Source organism: Lysinibacillus sp. AR18-8 (assembly GCF_001705465.1).
In the GTDB taxonomy this organism is placed as follows: Bacteria; Bacillota; Bacilli; order Bacillales_A; family Planococcaceae; genus Lysinibacillus; species Lysinibacillus capsici.
In genome coordinates this window covers 69843-89179 of the sequence record NZ_MDGU01000023.1, presented here as the reverse complement: position 1 = coordinate 89179, position 19337 = coordinate 69843, and the positions used below count along the sequence as shown (strand labels likewise).

20 protein-coding genes and 1 riboswitch are annotated in these 19337 nt (G+C 36.4%); of the genes, 11 read left to right on the top strand and 9 right to left on the bottom strand.

The genetic code is table 11. The annotated features are described in order from the left end of the window. Nucleotides 1-7 precede the first annotated feature (7 nt). Complete coding sequence (locus BFM98_RS16675; protein WP_048394038.1) at nucleotides 8-448, bottom strand: VOC family protein; 441 nt, start codon at nucleotides 446-448, stop codon at nucleotides 8-10. Between the two features lie 331 nt (nucleotides 449-779). On the opposite strand from BFM98_RS16675, the gene BFM98_RS16670 reads away from it, so the two are divergent. After that, complete coding sequence (locus tag BFM98_RS16670; RefSeq protein ID WP_066037948.1) at nucleotides 780-1625, top strand: aldo/keto reductase; 846 nt, start codon at nucleotides 780-782, stop codon at nucleotides 1623-1625. Nucleotides 1626-1680: 55 nt separating this feature from the next. Here the strand turns inward: BFM98_RS16670 and BFM98_RS16665 are convergent, their stop codons facing one another. Beyond that, nucleotides 1681-2064, bottom strand: a complete 384-nt coding sequence (locus BFM98_RS16665) for a winged helix-turn-helix transcriptional regulator (RefSeq protein ID WP_016992625.1) — start codon at nucleotides 2062-2064, stop codon at nucleotides 1681-1683. Between the two features lie 110 nt (nucleotides 2065-2174). Between BFM98_RS16665 and BFM98_RS16660 the strand changes: the two genes are divergently transcribed. From BFM98_RS16660 to BFM98_RS16640, 5 genes are all read left to right on the top strand, one after another. Further along, entirely contained in the window at nucleotides 2175-3359 is a 1185-nt protein-coding gene (locus tag BFM98_RS16660) for an MFS transporter (RefSeq protein ID WP_054549682.1), read from the top strand. Nucleotides 3360-3517: 158 nt separating this feature from the next. Beyond that, nucleotides 3518-4468, top strand: coding sequence for an ABC transporter substrate-binding protein (locus BFM98_RS16655; protein ID WP_066037947.1), 951 nt, complete (start codon nucleotides 3518-3520; stop codon nucleotides 4466-4468). Nucleotides 4469-4542: 74 nt separating this feature from the next. Then, nucleotides 4543-6114 carry an AraC family transcriptional regulator gene (locus tag BFM98_RS16650; RefSeq protein ID WP_066037946.1) on the top strand — a complete coding sequence of 524 codons (1572 nt, stop codon included), beginning with the start codon at nucleotides 4543-4545 and terminating at the stop codon, nucleotides 6112-6114. 120 nt (nucleotides 6115-6234) lie between these two features. Beyond that, complete coding sequence (locus tag BFM98_RS16645; RefSeq protein WP_016993417.1) at nucleotides 6235-6633, top strand: YuzC family spore coat inner layer protein; 399 nt, start codon at nucleotides 6235-6237, stop codon at nucleotides 6631-6633. Between the two features lie 81 nt (nucleotides 6634-6714). Next, nucleotides 6715-6820, top strand: a riboswitch (SAM riboswitch). Nucleotides 6821-6909: 89 nt separating this feature from the next. Next, entirely contained in the window at nucleotides 6910-7647 is a 738-nt protein-coding gene (locus tag BFM98_RS16640) for a cyclase family protein (protein ID WP_048394025.1), read from the top strand. A 22-nt stretch (nucleotides 7648-7669) separates the two neighbouring features. On the opposite strand, the gene BFM98_RS16635 is transcribed toward BFM98_RS16640, so the two are convergent. Together BFM98_RS16635 and BFM98_RS16630 are read right to left on the bottom strand one after the other, a co-directional pair. After that, nucleotides 7670-8266, bottom strand: a complete 597-nt coding sequence (locus tag BFM98_RS16635; protein ID WP_066037945.1) for a DedA family protein — start codon at nucleotides 8264-8266, stop codon at nucleotides 7670-7672. 61 nt (nucleotides 8267-8327) lie between these two features. Further along, nucleotides 8328-9101 (bottom strand): Cof-type HAD-IIB family hydrolase, encoded by a 774-nt coding sequence (locus BFM98_RS16630; protein ID WP_066037944.1) that lies wholly within the window; start codon nucleotides 9099-9101, stop codon nucleotides 8328-8330. A 322-nt stretch (nucleotides 9102-9423) separates the two neighbouring features. Between BFM98_RS16630 and BFM98_RS16625 the strand changes: the two genes are divergently transcribed. The 3 genes from BFM98_RS16625 (at nucleotide 9424) to BFM98_RS16615 (ending at nucleotide 12035) form a co-directional block, all read left to right on the top strand. After that, nucleotides 9424-10107, top strand: a complete 684-nt coding sequence (locus BFM98_RS16625) for a DUF2225 domain-containing protein (RefSeq protein ID WP_016993422.1) — start codon at nucleotides 9424-9426, stop codon at nucleotides 10105-10107. A 22-nt stretch (nucleotides 10108-10129) separates the two neighbouring features. Next, a complete protein-coding gene (locus tag BFM98_RS16620; RefSeq protein ID WP_016993423.1) occupies nucleotides 10130-10483 on the top strand; it encodes a hypothetical protein in 354 nt (117 codons plus the stop codon). 139 nt (nucleotides 10484-10622) lie between these two features. Then, the gene (locus tag BFM98_RS16615) at nucleotides 10623-12035 is read left to right on the top strand and encodes an erythromycin esterase family protein (RefSeq protein WP_066037943.1); all 1413 of its coding nucleotides are present in this window, start codon (nucleotides 10623-10625) and stop codon (nucleotides 12033-12035) included. A 49-nt stretch (nucleotides 12036-12084) separates the two neighbouring features. On the opposite strand, the gene BFM98_RS16610 is transcribed toward BFM98_RS16615, so the two are convergent. From BFM98_RS16610 to BFM98_RS16600, 3 genes are all read right to left on the bottom strand, one after another. Continuing rightward, nucleotides 12085-13260 (bottom strand): DUF4272 domain-containing protein, encoded by a 1176-nt coding sequence (locus BFM98_RS16610; RefSeq protein ID WP_066037942.1) that lies wholly within the window; start codon nucleotides 13258-13260, stop codon nucleotides 12085-12087. A gap of 174 nt (nucleotides 13261-13434) precedes the next feature. Beyond that, complete coding sequence (locus BFM98_RS16605; protein WP_254660049.1) at nucleotides 13435-14562, bottom strand: SMI1/KNR4 family protein; 1128 nt, start codon at nucleotides 14560-14562, stop codon at nucleotides 13435-13437. A 183-nt stretch (nucleotides 14563-14745) separates the two neighbouring features. After that, entirely contained in the window at nucleotides 14746-15576 is an 831-nt protein-coding gene (locus BFM98_RS16600; protein ID WP_009370580.1) for a MerR family transcriptional regulator, read from the bottom strand. Nucleotides 15577-15662: 86 nt separating this feature from the next. Here BFM98_RS16600 and BFM98_RS16595 point away from each other — a divergent pair, with 86 nt between their 5' ends. Continuing rightward, a complete protein-coding gene (locus BFM98_RS16595) occupies nucleotides 15663-16130 on the top strand; it encodes a GNAT family N-acetyltransferase (RefSeq protein ID WP_048394017.1) in 468 nt (155 codons plus the stop codon). Beyond that, entirely contained in the window at nucleotides 16117-17460 is a 1344-nt protein-coding gene (locus BFM98_RS16590; protein ID WP_048394015.1) for an MATE family efflux transporter, read from the top strand. Before BFM98_RS16595 ends, BFM98_RS16590 begins: the two co-directional genes overlap by 14 nt. Before the next feature lie 42 nt (nucleotides 17461-17502). Here the strand turns inward: BFM98_RS16590 and BFM98_RS16585 are convergent, their stop codons facing one another. Beyond that, nucleotides 17503-18534 carry a S66 family peptidase gene (locus BFM98_RS16585; protein WP_066037941.1) on the bottom strand — a complete coding sequence of 344 codons (1032 nt, stop codon included), beginning with the start codon at nucleotides 18532-18534 and terminating at the stop codon, nucleotides 17503-17505. 225 nt (nucleotides 18535-18759) lie between these two features. Next, a complete protein-coding gene (locus BFM98_RS16580; protein WP_048394011.1) occupies nucleotides 18760-19293 on the bottom strand; it encodes a GNAT family N-acetyltransferase in 534 nt (177 codons plus the stop codon). Nucleotides 19294-19337: the final 44 nt, after the last annotated feature.

The following is a 19337-nucleotide window of genomic DNA, read 5'->3' as shown; positions in this document are numbered from 1 at the left end:
TGAACAGTTATTGAATAATCAGCATATCATTCTCATCAAACTGCCACATGTCGCCATAGGCAACTTCCCAATAGTAGCCATTTGGATCTTGAAAATATCCACTATAGCCACCCCAAAATACAGTTACGGGCTCCTTAATAATTTCTGCACCCGCCTTTTTTGCTAATGCAAAGACTCGATCTACTTCTTCTTTTGATTTACCATTATAGGCAAGCGTGATTCCACCAAAGCCTTGGCTAATTTCTGGTGGATTGGATTCATTAATATCTTTGACTAAACGTTCAATTGGAAATAACGATATTTTTGTTCCTCCATTATTAAAGAACATGACATCGGGATTCGTCTCCTCTCCGTATACCACCACTTCAAAACCCAGTCCCTCTCGATAAAAATTTAGAGATTCCACCATATCTTTAACACCTAATGTAATTAAATTTAAACGATTCATCTTCAAAATCCCCTTTTTAAAGTATTACTACTTTAATTCTCTACCGAACGTATATTTCCTTTTATTACCGCAAGAAAAATATTTGTTTAATTGTCTCCAAAGCCTTTTGTAGACTACTCGATATTTTTACTAGTAGTTAAGACCAATCAGGTGTGACATTTTTATTTAATCGTTCATCATCAATAAATATTTTTATTCCTCTAATCATTGCCAGCTCACAAAAGTTACCTCTACGTTTCTATGACACAAAAAAGTACGTACTTTTTTTGAGAGTTTATTAGCAGCATAATGAGTAAGCAATCCAATAATCACAAAACATGGAGGATTAAAAATGATTACTCATTTACAAGATACAATCACTTTAAATAATGGCCTACAAATGCCTGGTATGGGTTTAGGGGTTTTTCAAGTAGAAAATGACGCTACTGCAGAAATGGTTAAAAATGCTATCGAGGTTGGCTATCGAAGCATCGATACTGCTGCTATTTATGGCAATGAAGCAGGTGTAGGAGAAGGTATTAAACAAGCTCTAGCATCTACTGGCTTACGTCGTGAAGATTTATTTATCACATCTAAAGTATGGAACGATGGTTTAAGCTATGATGAAACAATTGCAGCATATGAAGAGAGCCTAAAAAAATTAGGATTAGATTATTTAGACCTTTATCTAATTCATTGGCCTGGTAAAGATAAATATGCTGAATCGTGGAAAGCACTTGAAGACTTATATGAACAAGGCAAGATCAAAGCAATCGGTGTATGTAACTTTACTGTGGCACACTTGGATAACTTATTATCATTTGCTCATATTAAACCTGTTGTGAACCAAGTGGAATTCCACCCACGCTTACAACAAGTGGAGCTTCGTTCATTCTGTGACAAGCACCAAATTCAACTTGAAGCATGGGCACCTTTAATGCAAGGTGGACTTCTTGAAGATGAAACAATTTCAAAAATCGCAACAAAATACGGAAAATCAAATGCTCAGGTTATTTTACGCTGGGATGTACAAAATGGAGTGATTACAATTCCAAAATCAGTACGTAGAGAGCGTATGATGCAAAACGCTGATATCTTTGACTTTACTTTAACAGCCGAAGAAATGGCATTAATCAATGAGATGAATCGTGAACAACGTGTTGGACCAAATCCAGATGAATTTGACTTTGCTCTATAAGCATTAAAAAGAGGAAAGAGACTGTCTTGTATATGACAGTCTCTTTCTCCCCTCATTATGATGTTTGCTGCATGGCAATATCATCATCACGTTGTTTTAACAGTACATCTTCACCTTTATCCTGTAATAATTCAACATGTTTTTCACCCCACGTACAAAGCATGTTCAGAATTGGTTCCATTCCTTGTCCATAGGCTGTTAATGAATATTCAACTTTTGGTGGTACTTGATTGAAGACCTTTCGATTGATTAACCCAGCCTGCTCCAGTTCCCTTAATTGGTTTGTGAGCATTTTTTGTGAAATACCTGGGATCAATCGTCGAAATTCGTTTGTTCGAATTTTACCATGGTGGTTTAAATGACAAAGAATAACTGGTTTCCATTTACCACCAATAACTTCTAGTGTAGCTTCAACACCAATATTATAAACTTTTTGCATCGTAAACCTCCTGTAATATCCAAAAGTAACTAAAAGTACTCTACATATCTTTTTGGTATGTATGAATATTACTACACATAATAAAAAAAATCAAAGGAGATAGTAGTAAAATGTCAAAATCAAAAAAGCCAAATGCTAAACTTACCTTACTAGCACTTGCTATCAGTGCATTTGGTATAGGGTCCACTGAATTTATCAGTGTGGGACTTTTACCATTAATTACAGATGACTTTGGTATTTCTCTTAGCACAGCTGGCTTAACCGTTTCTATATATGCACTAGGGGTAACTGTTGGGGCTCCCTTACTAACAGCTTTAACATCACGCCTTAGTCGAAAAACCGTATTATTGCTTGTCATGTCCATTTTTATAGTGGGTAACCTAGCAGTCGCTTTAGCTCCTAATTTCGCATTACTATTAATCGGACGTATTATTTCAGCATTAGCACATGGTGTGTTTATGTCCATCGCTTCTGTTATAGCAGCAGATGTAGTGGAACCAAATAAACGAGCAAGTGCTATCGCCTTTATGTTTACTGGCTTAACATTAGCTACTGTAACAGGTGTCCCACTCGGTACATTTATTGGACAAGTAACAGATTGGCGTATGTCATTCATTTTTATTGTTGTCATTGGAATTGTCGGTTTAATTAGTAATGCATTTTTAGTACCTAGCCAATTATCGAAAGGCAACCCCATCTCTATCCGTGATATTGGCAAAGTATTAGGCAATATTCGAATGATCTTAATACTATTCATTACCGCAATTGGATACGGCGGTGCTTTTGTTGTCTACACATATGTTTCACCTATTTTAGAGCAATATATGGGGTATTCCCCACATACAGTCGTCATTATTCTAGTTGTCTATGGTATTTGTGTAGCTATCGGTAATACTCTTGGAGGTCATTTTGCTAATCATAATCCGCTACGTTCCATCTTTATTATTTTTGTTGGACTTGCATTGGCATTGCTTGGCATTGGCTTTACTCTTGAATCACCTATTATGGGATTAATAATGGTGCTGACAATGGGATTGTTCATGTTTATGAATGTCCCAGGATTGCAGCTATATGCTGTTCTACTATCTGAAAAATATATACCATCAGCAATTTCAATGGCCTCAGCATTGAATATTTCTGCTTTCAATATTGGCATATTTTTAGGCTCATATATCGGAGGCTTTATTATTCGCCACCAATCGTTGGCGCATACGCCTATATACGGATTCCTGATGGTTATGCTAGCTGCAATTGTTACACTTTTATGGTTACTTTTCGATAACAAAAAACAATAACTCTCTGAATTTCATTTTGTATAAAAAAGTAGTAGAGAATGTGTATTGTTTGTTGATATGTAGTATCCTATAATTTACTTGAACCAAACGAGAATGATTATCATTCTAATTTAAGGGAATACCCTTACTGTTTTAGTAAATCTATAGGAGTGAATAAAATGCGTAGAGGTCGATATTTTTCATTTGTAGTTTTCTTTGCACTTATATTCGTATTAGGTGCCTGTGGCTCAAATGAAGTAAAAGAGGATACAGCTACAGAAGAACAATCATCTAAAGATACAAGAATTGTAGAAGACGAGTTTGGAAAAGTAGAAATTCCTACAAATCCACAGCGTGTAGCTGCTATCTATTTGGAAGACTATTTAACTGCTTTGGATGTAAAACCCGTTGTGCAATGGTATCACCCATCTTGGGGAAAACAGGACTATTTAGGATTAGATGTTCCTGAGTTCGACATTACTGGTAGCATGGAAACATTATTACAAGCCAAGCCTGATTTAATCATTGTAGATGGTGCCGCGGACAAGGCAAAGTATGATGAATACTCAAAGGTAGCGCCTACTTACCGCTTGAAAGAAGATATTCTACAAGATCCACGTGAAATTGCGAAAACAATAGCTGATGTTTTAAATATTTCCGATAAAGCAAAAGAAATGGTTGATCAATATGAGCAACGTGTTTCCGATTTAAAAGCAAAACTAGATGAATCAATCGAAGACGAAACAGTTGCTGTTGTACGACTAAATGTAGCAGATAATACATTAGCGTTATTTGGTATTAAAAATCGCTACTCTGGCTATATTTACACAGAGACAGGCTTAACACCACATCCATTAGCCCGTGATATGACAGAGTTTCACGAGGTTTTATCAGAAGAGGCTATCACGGAATTAGATGCGGATCATATCATCCTTTTCCCTTCAAACGGAACATGGGAGTCTAAAGAAAACCAAGAAGCCATTAAATGGTTAGATAGTACACTATGGAAAACACTCCCTGCTGTAAAAAATGGGCATGTTTATATTGCTGATCGCACATATTGGCAATCTGGCGCAATCACAGCCAACTTGCTAAAGTATGATGATTTAGAGAAATGGTTCGTCAAATAATTTTCCAAAGAAAGCTCTTAATGAGGGCTTTCTTTGTGTTGTTCTGCCAATTCAAAAAAAGGGGTGAATTATTAATGGGTAACTTAACACATGTTTATACGTTACAAAATATCTCTTATTCAATTCAACCGTCAAAAAAGTTATTGATTAGTAGTGATTTCTATACACTTTTTATCGTAATGAATGGTAGCGGAAAGCTAGCCATAGATCATGACACCATTCATTTTAGTGAAGAAAAGTGCATATTGATTCCGCCAAATAACACGGTTAGTATCCACATTCAAAGTGAACACCTTTGTTTTTATCAGTTACAATTCAACATTGTCAATCTCAGCAATAGTCAAAATTCATATAGTCATTTTACAAGTATCAGCGAACGACATCTTCTCCCCTTTTCACAATGTCATAGACTGCTAGAAGTCATCTATCAAAACCGGTTAGCGGAGGATGAACACACGATTTTTGAACAGCATGTGCACTTTCAAGAGCTGATGTTATTACTCTTACATCAAACCATACCCAAGCAGATGAAAAAAAATGATCGCCAATCTGTTGAGCAGTCCGTTAACCATTTACAAAAACATTTTGAAAAAGAGTGGACGGTTGAGCAGCTAGCACAGCTAGCTGACGTACCAAGATGGAATTATACGCGCATTTTTAAAGATATTACGGGACAAATTCCTCTTCACTATTTAACTAAACTTCGTATTGAAAAAGCTAAGCATTTATTAATGACAACAAATGATCGAGTATTTGAAATTAGCCAGTCTGTCGGATTTAATAATGAGTATTATTTCAATCGTCGCTTTAAGGAACATGTCGGCATCTCTCCAGGACAATATCGAAGAAATCAAAGCAGCCATATACGTGTATTTGCACCATTCTTAGAAGATTTCTTTGTTGCGCTTGGGATTACGCCAATTGCTCAATTCAGTCATTCAAAATGGGGGAAACAAGACTATTTAGGTCTACAGAAAGTGCCAGATATCGATGTACAAAATAGAGAAATGGATCGACTCTTTTACTATAAGCCAACTTTAATTATGTTAGATTCTGGTGTAGAGCGTTGGGAATCCTTTCAGCACTTAGATGAAGTAGCCCCCGTCTGCCATCTTTCACACCCTGGAGAGAATTGGCAATCTACTTTATTTAAAATTGCAGATCTAACAGGAAAAACCTCCTTGATGCAAGACGTAATCCTACAATATGAAGATAAAGTACAACAAGCAAAAGGAATTCTTAGCAAATCTGTTTATGGGCAAAGTGTAGCATTTCTCCGTATTTCAGCCATTGGCATTACTCTATATGCGGGTCCTGAATGTGGCTATACGGGCCCCATTTTATATCGTGACTTAGGTTTAATGCCACATTCACTAGTATGGAGTATTCCGCACAATCAACGTAAAGCACAACTGACATTTGCTCAATTGTTGCAATTAGATGCTGATCATTTATTTATTACCTTTGATAAACAACATTCCATTTATGAAAATGAGGAACGTGCTATTTTAAAAACTCCTACTTGGAAAAACCTAGCTGCCGTTAAAAGCAACTGTGTCTATGAAGTAGACTTTTTAACATGGATGAATTATGGCATTTTATCACATAGTAAAAAAATTGATGATGTCTTAAATGTACTTGGCTAAAAGGAAGCTTACTTTAGCTTCCTTTTTCAATGATTAGGACAAACATTGCACTGCTAATAACACCGAAAGCCGTTTTGCTACATAAGATAGGATATCAGTTATAGGATAGGAGGAATGACCTTGTATTACAATCCTTATCCGTATTTTGTGCATCCCTATCATTATCCAACATCGCCTATCGCTAATCATTTTGCCATTAGACCCTTTTCGCAACATCTAGCAATGCCGACCAATAATCCTTTTCCACCTGTCGATACACACAAATTAAAAGCTTCAGCATCACGGATAAAGGCAATGATGCAGCAAGCCCAATTACTTACGGATAAAATAGATAGCTCCCAACAATTCGCACATGATTTAATGAATGCTGCTCAACTTTCAAATAAAACAGAGGTTGAAAAATTAATCACATCAACAGGCATTACGATGAAATTTGAAACAAACTATACACCAGACAGTTTTAGAATACGTCTTATTGATAATGATTGTTGTGGAGTCACCTTAAATTTGAATTGGTGAAAATTCCTAGTGAACTTGTAAACTATAAAAAACTATGCTAAAGTGTTTGTATTGTTATTTCTGAAAATTCTTATATTACTTTTCTTATCAAGAGAGACGGAGGGATTGGCCCGATGAAGTCTCAGCAACCAGCTAACAGTATGGTGCTAATTCCAATTGGCAAAATGATCAGCCTTGAAGATGAGAAGAAGAACTACCGTTGTTGCAGCAGGAGTCCTCTTCTATTAGGGGACTCCTTTTTATTTACAACTATTTTTACAGAAAGCAGGGAAATCGATGTCTAATGAACTTTTACAAGCATTGCAATTATTAAAATCGAAACAGTGGGTTGACTTAACACATACATTCGGCCCTAATTCACCACATTTTTTTATGTTTGAGGACGCTAAATTTGAAACATTATTTTCTCATAAGGACGGTTTCTTCGCTCAACAATTCACGTTCCCTGGTCAATATGGCACACATATCGACCCACCCATTCATTTTGTGCGAGATACTCGCTACTTAGAAGAATTAGAACTAAAAGAGCTTGTTCTTCCCCTTGTTGTTATTGATAAATCACAAGAGGCTGCGAGCAACCATGATTTTTCATTAAGTGTTGAAGATATTCTTGATTTTGAGGACAAGCATGGAGAAATTGAAGCAGGAACATTTGTAGCATTACGCACAGATTGGAGTAAGCGCTGGCCAGATAAAGAGGCTTTCAGTAATAAGGATGCAGATGGACATAACCATATCCCTGGCTGGGGTTTAGAAGCTTTACAGTTTTTACTAAAAGAACGCAAGGTAAGCGCAATTGGTCATGAAACTTTCGATACGGACTCTGCTGCTGATTTTCGGAAAAATGGCAAGCTAGATGGCGAATATTTTGTGCTTGACCAAGACACCTATCAAATTGAGCTAATGACGAATTTAGACAAGCTACCTGCGAAAGGCGCTATCATCTTCAATATCGTACCTAAGCCAGAAAAAGCATCTGGCTTCCCTGTGCGCTCATTTGCTATTTTGCCATAGTCGGTATAGCGTATACCGACTTTTATGTTTGTCCATTTCTTTTTTTGAATAGAAAGTAAACAATGAGCATCCCTACAATAAATAAAAGGATAAGATAGATACTATAATGAGTCAGATAGTATCCAACAAATCGCCATTTCTCTCCAAGCATCTTTCCTAATGATATAAATGTGAACGTCCAGATAAATGCCCCTGTATAGGCAAAAAGCGCAAACTTTCTATAAGGATAATTATTAATAGCCGCAATATACGCTGTCAAATGACGTACCCCGGGGATAAAATAGCCAATTAATAATAGGGTAGGTCCTATTTTTGTAAACATCTTTTTCGTAAAGTCAATTTTTTGCTCTGTAATATGAATTTTAGGCCCATATTTCTGCAATAACGGTAAGCCAAAACGATAACCAATATAGTAGCTTAAGGTAATGCCTCCAACCGCACCAATCATTGCACTGACTAAAGCAGGAATATGTTCAAGACTTTCTCGGTAAACACTATAGCCTACATAAGTTAGAAACACCTCATCAGGAAGTGGCACCCCTACAATACCTCCAATTAGAATCACGATAATTCCAAAGTATCCGTAATGTTCAATTAGAGACTGCACGTGATGTGCCATAAATCATCCCACCTAAAATTTATTAAAATCTACCTGCTATATATAGTGTAGCCTCAGCGCTCTAAATGACTTGAAGCTGACGTAAAGCAAAATTGATACCGCCATCCGTAGATGTCTTTGTAACAAAATTCGCAACACTTTTTAGAGCTTTACTACCATTTCCCATGGCAATTCCTACTCCTACATATTCCAACATGTCAACATCATTATCCCCATCCCCAAAGGCAATCGCATTCTTTGGGTCAATATTGAAATGATCAAGCACCGCTTTAATAGCTATAGACTTCGAAACATCCTGCTGTAATACATTCACAATATAAGGATGCCAACGCTGTAAAAATATATTCGAAAACTGGCTAGTATATCTTTTTTCAGCCAGCTCATCCGCATATAGACACATAAGAAAAACCTCTTCATCTACAATTTTTTCATTTATAAGTGGAAAATCCTGTAAAGATAAAGTTTCTTGCATCGCTCTTAAAGCTACTGGACTTTGTATGCTATTCATGGATAGCTGCTCTGTAAAAAATGTTAGGCTATGCTGCTGTTCCTGTGCAAATGCCTGTACATTGTGGACAATTTCTTTGGCAATCGGAGTTTTATGTATGACAAGATCCTTATGTTTCACATAGGCCCCATTTGCAGAAATAAAGGTTTCAATCCCCAGCGCTTTTAACTCATAGCACATAGATAAGGGTCTTCCAGTAGCCGCTACAAGATGGATTCCTTTTTCTTGCAATAGCTGAATAGCTTGTTTTGTACTTTCTTCCACACAGCCATCCTCGTAATTAATCAATGTGCCGTCTACATCAAAAAACACGATATTATACTTCATTTTGAGCGCCTCCTTCATAGTCATTTAGAACCAATTTATAATTTTTCTCCCATGAAATATGTGAAAGTATTTTGACAAACTTTAAGCAAACTATATAACTTCCTTTTGCACCACCGATAAAAACTATTACAAGCGTATTTATAATAATATTTAACTAAAAATTCCTTGAATATTTTTATTTAATAATTCTAAAGGAGTATACCAAAGAACACAAAATTGTTAAAATAAAAGATAATATCTTAAATACATTGAACGATAAAATCTGACGTATAAATAGAACAAAAGAAATAAAATTTTAGTGCACGCAAAGGAGTTGATTCTTATGGCATTTAACATTTACTACTATGAAAGTAGTGTGGATTGTAAATTTTGCAAAAAGCAGTTTACAACATATAAAGTTCGCCCTAATCGATATAAAATTATCGAAGAACAGACGGATTTCATGCCTGTTTACGATGGCCTAAACCCTTTGCTATATGAAGTTGCCGTATGTCCACATTGTGGTTATGCCTACCATAAATCTATGACACGGACATATGGACCTTTCATGCTACTCATTGATGAACTATACATTAAAGAGCTCCAGAAACCTATGGATATCTGTCAGGAACGTACAATTGATGATGCCATTATCAGTTTTAAGCTCGCCTATTTAGTATCCCGTGCATCAATGGAAGAATCTCTTTTAATGGCGAATTTCGCTTTAAAAATTGCTTGGCTCTATCGATTAAAAAAGGACGAAGAATCCGAAAAGCGTTATCTTTTTGCAGCTAGAGACTTTTATAGTAAATCCTTTGCCTCTAATCAAGAAGGTGGAGAGAGAATTCAGTTTTTACATGCTGAATTAAGCCTTCGACTTGGTGATATTCCTGAAGCAAAAAAAGGATTTTCACGCTTAATCGCTGATCGAAATGTTTCGCCAAAATATCGCAAGCTTGCACGCAATCGTTGGGAAAATTATAAATATGACGAACAACCCATAACAATTAATGAAATCATTAATTAATGGGACGAGGAGATGATTAATTATGTTGCTATTTCAAAAGAAAATTGATGTGAGAGAAGAGGATATATTTTCAGAGCTACATCATTTTTTATTAAGAAAAAATAATCGCTACCTAACAAACGAAGAAGTTGTCGCTCTAACAGGCGTATCATCTGAGCTGCTTTACAAATGGGTAAAAGCAGGAAAATTAAAGAACTCCATTTTTCCTAATTTAGGGGCTCCATGCGAACGATGTGGACAGATTACGCAAGCTAAAATTTGCGTGAGCTGCTCTTCCTCCATTGTTGGGACATTAAAACAAGAAGAAAAGGATCGTGCATGGTTTAACCAAATTCAACGTAACCATGTAAGAGCAAGTACGTATCACTATAAATAGCATTCCAACATCTCCATCAATTGGAGGTGTTTTTCTTTTTTACATACTAAATTTAAACTAATTTTAAACAAATTCTTCCTAAACTTTAAACTTGCCTTTCTATAATTAGTATCAATATAAAGTGAAGGGCTGATAATTAATGAGGAAAGCTAGGAAACATAAGGTTTTATTAAGTTTTGCACTGGCAAGTTTAATGACAGTAAGTGGAGTAGTAAATGTCTCTGCTGCTGTCCCTGTAAATGAGCAGATTATTAAAAACGATTCTGCTGTCAAACAAGCTAGGACTTCTAATGAAACATTGCTCGATTGGAAAAAATGGGCGAATGACCATGCATACAGCCTGTCATCCATCCAGCCTGAAACGTTTGACGGACAAAAAATTCCCGCTAACAAATTTGACGATTTAGAGATGCTAAAACCTTTATTACATGATAAACGTATTGTCTTTTTAGGGGAAAGCTCTCATGGAGTGGCGCAATTCAATCTAGCGAAAACACGTTTAATACAATTTTTACATCAAGATATGGGCTATAATGTCCTTGCCTTTGAAAGTGGTATGGGTAATGTGATGAATGCTCAAGGACAAATTGATAAACAAGCAGCTCTACAAACAATGAAGGATGCCATTTTCGGCGTTTGGTGGACAAAAGAAACTTTGCCTCTGTTTGACTATGCAAAATCGACTCAAGCAACAGAGCAACCTCTTGTACTTACTGGCTTCGATATTCAACAACAAGGAGCATTTACGAACGGAGATTGGCTGCAAAACCCTAAGTTGGCTCAGCAATTCAATGAAGCTGAGAAGCAACTTGCTGAATGGAGCTCGGGAAAAGATTTGAAGGGCTATCAAAAAGTAAAAGCTACTATAATTGATGTATATAAACAGGTAAAATCACAAATACAATTCAAAGAAAAAGAGCTACAGGCAGCTTATCCAAAAGAGCCTCATATTGTAAAACTAATGGATCGCACTCTAGCAGATCGTATTCGACTAGCAGACGAATATATAGAGTTAACAATTCAGTCCAATATCGACATTGAACAAAATAATATAGAATCATTTTTGCAAACTATGGAATGGCGAGATCAAGCGATGATGGAGAACTTACTTTGGTTAGCTGAAGAGGTGTACCCTACAGAAAAGTTTATTGTATGGGCTCATAACGATCATATTCGTAAAGCACAATCGGATGTAATGGGATCTCCTTACCCAGTTAAATTAATGGGGGAACGTTTACCTGATATCTATAAGAAATATAGCTATGTATTAGGTCTATACATGACTAGTGGAGAGACAGCTAATAATATGGGAGAACCTATGCCTGTTTTACCTCCTGTCAAAGGATCTATTGAAGATATTCTGTCTTCAACAAATAAACCTTACACATTCATCGATTTACGCAATCGACAAAATGAACGAGGCAACTCATGGATGTTTGAACCACGCTTATCCTATAGTTGGGGAATGATACAGGAAAGTCTTGTTCCGCGCGAACAATACGATGGTATACTTTTAATAGATCAGGTGAATAAACCAACTTATATCAAATAATCTCTCTTATTAAACAATAGCAAACTAGATTTCCTAGTTTGCTATTATTTTAAGTATCCATCGATATAGTATCCCATTCTTCGCCTTGATATCCAATCATCCAAAATAAGCCTCTCCGTCTTTCCATCACAACACTTTCATTTAATGCTAAAGGAGCTTCTTGTCCATTGATGCGGCTATCTACACAAGCCCAATGTAATCTGTAAATTTTATCCGCCTCATCCACTATATCTTCCTTACTGCGCAGTACCGTTTGACCATAAAATTGCTCAAATGTCTCGCAACGAGAAACTACTTGAATTGCATATTCACAATCACATACATCGTCAGGGAAATTTAGCTCTTCCACAAGTCCCAATGCCCAAATAAGTGTCCAATAGGCTTCATATTGCCATGATATATTGACCGCTTCTTGAGCACCAGGATGCTGAGCCTCAAGAAAGAATTTTTCATGCTCCGTTAAAAATTCATGCACCTCATATGTGTGTAGCATATTGGTAAAGAACTCTCTAGACTCCTCAATATCACCCTTCTGTGCTACATCACAAGCGAATTGAATAACAATCAACAGGGCAACTGCTCTTCTTGCAATATCCTCTTGGCTTTTAAATTGAAGATTTTCTACTGGTGGTAGCTGAGGAAGCGATGCCGCATAAGGTATGTTCTTCTCTTTTAAAAAGGCTATCGTTCTAATTTTTCGTGCCTCTCCCTGTGCTGATGTGACCTCTTGTGCATGTATCTTTCTTGTACAAGCATGTGGTTGAAAATCAGATGGACCTGATTCTCCATTAGGATAAACAATAACCATACCGTTCTGATCCAGCAAAGTACCATCTGATAGGAAACCAATCCCCCCTATGCTTGCTAGTAATTTTATAAATTGCTGCATATGGTCTTCTGTCATCTCTTTGTTCATTTCGATTGCAACGACAGTATTGAGCACTGATATTTGAATCATTATGCGTTCTTTTAGCTGTTCATCTTTAAATGGAATTTTATCGTAAAAGCCCATCATCCCAGGTATATTTTTTACAAAATAATCAGGGTGCGTATCTTCAGTTAAAATATTTATGGAGCATCTATATTTATTAAATAAACCTCTTGATTTTAATAAATATTCGTTATCATCTTTTTCAATAATGAAGCTTTTTGCCAACACATCGGATAGTTTATCCTGAATATCATCTGTATCATTTTTGGAAGCAAATATCGTAAAATGGTTCAATCTACTCTCTCCTTAGTCGCATATAGCATTTTAATAACCAATTTTCCAAACAACTAAGCGCTTGGTTAAACAGCTGTTTGTTTTTCCGTAGCACCTCATGTTCAACCCAATATGCCAGCAAAGGACGCCATTTTTCTTCGTCTATCATAGTTGTTGGTGTGATTCCCCGCTGCATCATCTGACAAACAGCTCGGATGGATGTAGCCTCTCTACTTCGTTGCCATTTAACCACTCATATAACGTCTCTGCACTTGGCTGTGACTCAGCCAAAAGTGTATCCCACCCATCAATAGGAAATGTGACATAGGATCTCATCCAGTCTATAATATTGGGATGATGAAATTGGCGTAGACGATATAGAGCCGTATAGGCATCAATTCTATCTTTTTCGATATCCATTAAGATGAAAGATTGTCCTTCATCAACTGGCAAACAATGTGCTGTTACATAATCACGCAGCCAATCAGGTACGTCACTCTGTACTTGCCAAAGTTCTCTCGCCCAATTTCCCGCTTCTCTCGGACATATCTTGACTAAAATTTCACTCCACGCCTTTTGTTCTGATTGAGATTGAGCTCGCTCTAACTTATGTCGAAGAGCCTGATACACCTGTACTCCATCAAAATGCAAAAATGCCTCCTGCACGCTTGTTTTTTTCACACCATGCATGGAAACATAATGAAGTAAAGATGCTAAGCTGGATTGAGCCTGCTGTAAATTAGAGCTTAAATATTGTTCTAGCCAAGTTAGCCATAATTGTGAGCGATACAATTCAATATCCAATCCATTTTCACTACAAAATTGACGATGCTGTCCGCAATCTACGCCAATACAGCCTAAAGCCGTCATATTATCAACGTACGAATGAAAGCTGGCAGCCAGCAAATCAAGCTCATCTTCTTCATGGCTCCAATACCAAACCGTTTCGTCGTCAAGCTTAAGGAGAAGGGCATCTCCATTACCGGCCGTAAAAAATTGTAAATATTGCTGTTCATACGATTCATCATTCTCTCCAAAGTAAGGAAAGTCTAGAGCTTTTAGGCTCCAGCCAAATTCACCAGAAGGCGTATCTAGCAATTCAGTGGGAAGTATCGCCTCATCTGGTAATGACCAATAAATACTTACTTGCTTTGAGCAATTTTGCAACAGTTGACGAAACCCATTAGGGACTTGTACACCAAGTCTTTCCTCAACCTGCTGTAACTCTTGCTCGGTAGCGACTGGCCGCATTTCAATCGGATGTACACAAGCTCCCTGCTGCTTCAATCGCTCTACTAAATGATTCCAACGCTCAATCCACATTGTCTCTAACCTCCATATAAGGCTATGTGATGTCATACTTCTTATTTATCGTCAGGAAATCATTTACTGATTAGGCTAACTTTAAACAGAATGACAAAATGCTATTATTTTACTGCCATCTAAACCTTCGTATATGATAAATGTCTCAGCTATATTCATTCTTTTCTATTACGTCTTAATGAATTATTTTACTTTCTTTACTTCCATCATAATTTTGGTTACATACTCTTCTTCTCGATTTTTCATTACGGCATCATAAATGTATTCCTCGTATACATACTGACCTAGCTCATAACCCTTTTCATGCATGACATTAAATAGCCGTGTGTATGTCTCACCAAGTTTTGAGGAGGGGCCTACATGATAACCAATCACAAATTCACCCTCTATCGCCTTAAAATAAGGATGCCCTTCTCTTGGATGAGGCTGCTCAATATACAAATAACTATAGTTATCGTAATTCCCAGCTAACACTTGCTCTCTTCTTGTTATCCCTCCAATGGGATACCCCGTATCTAATTGAGAGCGATCCAATTCCTCAATAAAGTCAGATACAGCCTTCACAAACTGCTCTTCTGTAGAATTCTCAATATTTTTACTCAAATATAATGTATCTTCAGGAAAATACTCAATCGTGATGTCCTTAAAATTTAGATGCAGTGCTTCCTCTGTCATTTTGATTTTGACATCAATAATATTCTCAATCATTTCTAGTTCTCTACGCTTCTTCGCAACATGCTCTTTTTGTTGGTGCATCAATTCTAAAAAATTTTCAGGTGATTTCTCTGCCATATAATGCTGAATATCCTTTAAGGACATCCCCACTGCCTTTAATAATTCAATAACACCGAAAAAATCATATTGAGCAAGTGAATAATACCTATAATCCTTACTATCTTTCATGATGGGAGATAATAAACCAATTTGATCATAATAAATAAGTGTCTGTTTATTCACCTTACATAATTTAGCAAATTCACCAGTTGTAAAATACTTTACATTTTTATTAAGCATTTTTTGAGTTTCCTCCCTTGACTATATAGTTACTATATACTTTAGATTGTACCTATTCAAAATAAAAATAGAAAGGTTTTGACATTATGTTCACGGAGATTCGTGACATTACAGCTTTTAACAAGAAAGAAATTTTAGCATTACGCATCGCTGACAATCAGCAACATTTTATTGAATCTACAGAACAATGCTTAGCAGAGGCGGAAATGGATCGACGCTTTACGCCTTTAGGTCTGTATAAAGATAACACCGCTATAGGCTTCGCTATGTACGGCTTATTCCCTCATGATGATTACAGTCAACGAGTATGGCTTGATCGCTATCTAATTGCAGAACAATACCAAGGACAAGGTTTGGGAAAACATTTTTTACAGCAACTTATTCAATATTTAACAGTAAAGTTCAACTGTCTTCAGATATATTTAAGTGTTTATGACAATAACGCTGTAGCTATCCAGCTGTATAAACAATTTGGTTTTATATTTAATGGTGAGCTAGATGATAAAGGGGAAAAAGTGATGGTTTTGGAGGTGCATGGTTATGACAACCATTAATCCAATTGAAACAAAGCCACTGAAACCATTATTTTTATCATACTTATTCCCTGCAATGATCGGGATGCTTTTAATGTCCGTCAATATATTGGTAGATGGCATTTTCGTTAGTCATGGCGTGGGACCTACAGCTTTAGCTGGAGTTAATATAGCTGTTCCTATTTTCTCTATTTTGCTTTCTATTTCTCTATGGATTGGCATGGGAGGAGCTACTCTTTTCTCGATTTCTCTAGGAGAGGGCAATAAGCAACGTGCCCATCAACTATTTACATTGGCGTTTTCTACAATGCTAGTGGTTGTGATAACGATTATTGGATTTCTCGCATTAAATCTAAAGGACATTTCTTATATATTCGGAGCGAGCGATGATACGTATCCGTATGTGCAGGAGTATTTACATGTAATTTTGCTCTTTGGGATATTTTACACAATTGAAAATTTATTAAGTATTTTTATTCGGAATGACGGCAACCCAAAATTGGCTATGCTGGGCTTAATTACAACATCGGCTTTGAATATACTCTTAAATTATGTTTTCATCTTCGTACTAGATTATGGCGTGACTGGCTGTGCCTTAGCGACAGCAATAGCTACAATTATAGGTACGTCTGTGCTATGTCTTCATTTTTTCCGTCCTCAATCTGAATTAAAATTTGTCACTTCATTTTTAAATCTATCAGATTTGAAAAAAATTTTTGCTATAGGTTTACCTAGCTTTATTGTTGAAGCTTCCGTTGCAGTTATCGTTATTTTGTATAACGTTACATTTTTACATTATTTGGGTGCGAATGGCGTTACTGCCTATGCAATGGTCAATTATATCCATACTGTCTTGCTGACTATTTTCCTTGGAGTCGGTATGGCTCTACAACCATTAGTAAGCTATCACCACGGGGCAAGATTACTTGAAAGATTAACTGCTTTATTGAAAATCGGTTTAGCTACCGCATTTATTTTAGGATTAACAACAGCTCTTATAGCTCTTCTTTTCCCTTCTCAATTAATGGCGTTATTTGGAGATAGCTCATTTGAAATTCGGAGTATGGCAGCACAGGGCTTTGTACATTTTGCCATTGGCTATGTATTTTTAGGGATCAACATGGTGTTCGCAGAATTCTTTCAATCCATTGAAAAAATTCGTATTGCTACAACAATTATGTTACTACGTAGTATTATCTTATTTATCCCTACTCTCATCATACTACCCAAGATACTTGGCTCCCAGGCTATTTGGTGGACCTTCCCAGTAGCAGAAGGAATTACAGCATTGCTTATTTACTTATTCATTAGGAAAAATCCAAGAACCCTTTCATCTCCTGACCATGCTTAAATAAAAGGGGACCTCATCAAGGTCCCCTTTTAATATGTTTGCCTAACAAAATTGCATTTTTAGCGTACCTCTTCCTTCTTCTACTATTACTTCCCCAACTGCTCCATTCACTAGAATTAATTGAGGGGGGACATGTCCAATATCTACTTCATAGAAAACTGGTATTCCCATCTCGTCAAAAATATCCCCTAATGCATCCACCAATGTAAAGTCCCCTAGATTTTCATATAGTCCTGCTCGTCCGATTAGAACACCATTACATTTATTGAACCAACCATTATACTTTAATTGCCATAAAGCTCGGTAGATTTTTGCCGCATCCATACCAACACTTTCTAAATACCATATTGTTCCTTCCTCAGAGCAATATTCGTTAATAAATGATTGAACGTAATCGAAGGGCGTACCTATAAGAATTTGCAATGTATTTAAACAGCCACCTATCAACCTACCTGTCATACGATTACTACGCTCTTGGTTTAGAACTTTCCATTCGGTTTCACTGTCAAAATAAAATCCTGTAGCAGGATTTTTATAAACTTGCTCCCAGCTCGATTGAAAATAGTGAGAAGAGCTTTGAGTTATTGAATGACCAGTCTTACATGTAATTACGTCTATCCATTTAGAAGAAAGTTCATCCCATTGAGGTGCAGATAATTCAGTAAAATTCACCCCATGTGCGGATGCGTACCCCGTCATGGTTGTGTATACAAAAGATAAAGTACTAATATCTGAATACCCTAATATCCATTTGGGTCCCGCTTTTTTTAATTCGTCCCAATCGATTAAAGGTAATAACTCCATTAGAAAACTGCCTCCCCACGGTGGCATGACGACATCTATTCGCTCATCTAATAAATAGTCCATAAGTTCAGAGACTCGCTTTTCTTTTGTTGTACTTCTACCTTTAAGTTGCGTCCAGGTAGTATTTCCAATAATAACTTTCATTCCTCTTTGTATTAATTGTTTTTCAGCTTCTGTTATTAATAGATGAAGATGCTGTTCGACTCCACTAGAGGGTGCTGTCACGCCAATCGTAAGAGGCGTTTTTAAAGTAGGATATTGTATTTTCATTTACCATCTCTCCTTTATGCCTGCAAAAAATAATTGTTTTACAACAACAAGATGATTTTGGGTCTCTTAATTAGTTTTGCTATATCAGATTTAGAATGCATTTTAACTAAAAATACAGCTATGAAAGTTTCAACACTATTTCTGTCCTTCACACACAGAAATTTTTACCAATTATACTTGTGTTCAGAAAAAAAACCAACACAAAAATCTGTGCTGGTTAAATTTCTACTTTTGAATTTTCATATATTCATCACGCAACAGACTCATAATGATTTCATCAGAAAATGTATTATTCATAAACAAGGCCTGCCTCAAAACACCTTCTTTTTTAAAGCCGACCTTTTCATAGGATTTAATTGCTCTACTATTGTGTGAATATACCTGTAATTCTAAGCGATTCAGATTTAGCTCCTCAAATGTAAATCTTTGAGCAAGCCTAACTGCTTCTGAACCCATACCTCTGCCACAATTCTCTATATTATGTAAAGCTATACGGAACACTGCCTTTTTATTATCTAAATCAACCTCCATAATCGCCAAATCACCAATTACCTGATCATTATCAACTAAACAAATAGCAAAATCATAGCGAGAAGAATCTGCTTTAAAGCGTTTGATCGCCTCTTTGATTTGTTCCTTTGTTAAAATATTCCGTGTTCCTGTCATATACATGATTTCTTCATTTTGAAAGCATCTTATAATACTATCACTATCATCTTCACGTATTTCTCTTAAATAGACCTGTTGACCTTTTATCAATATAAACACCTCTTGTGCATTAAATAAGGAATCATCATATATGT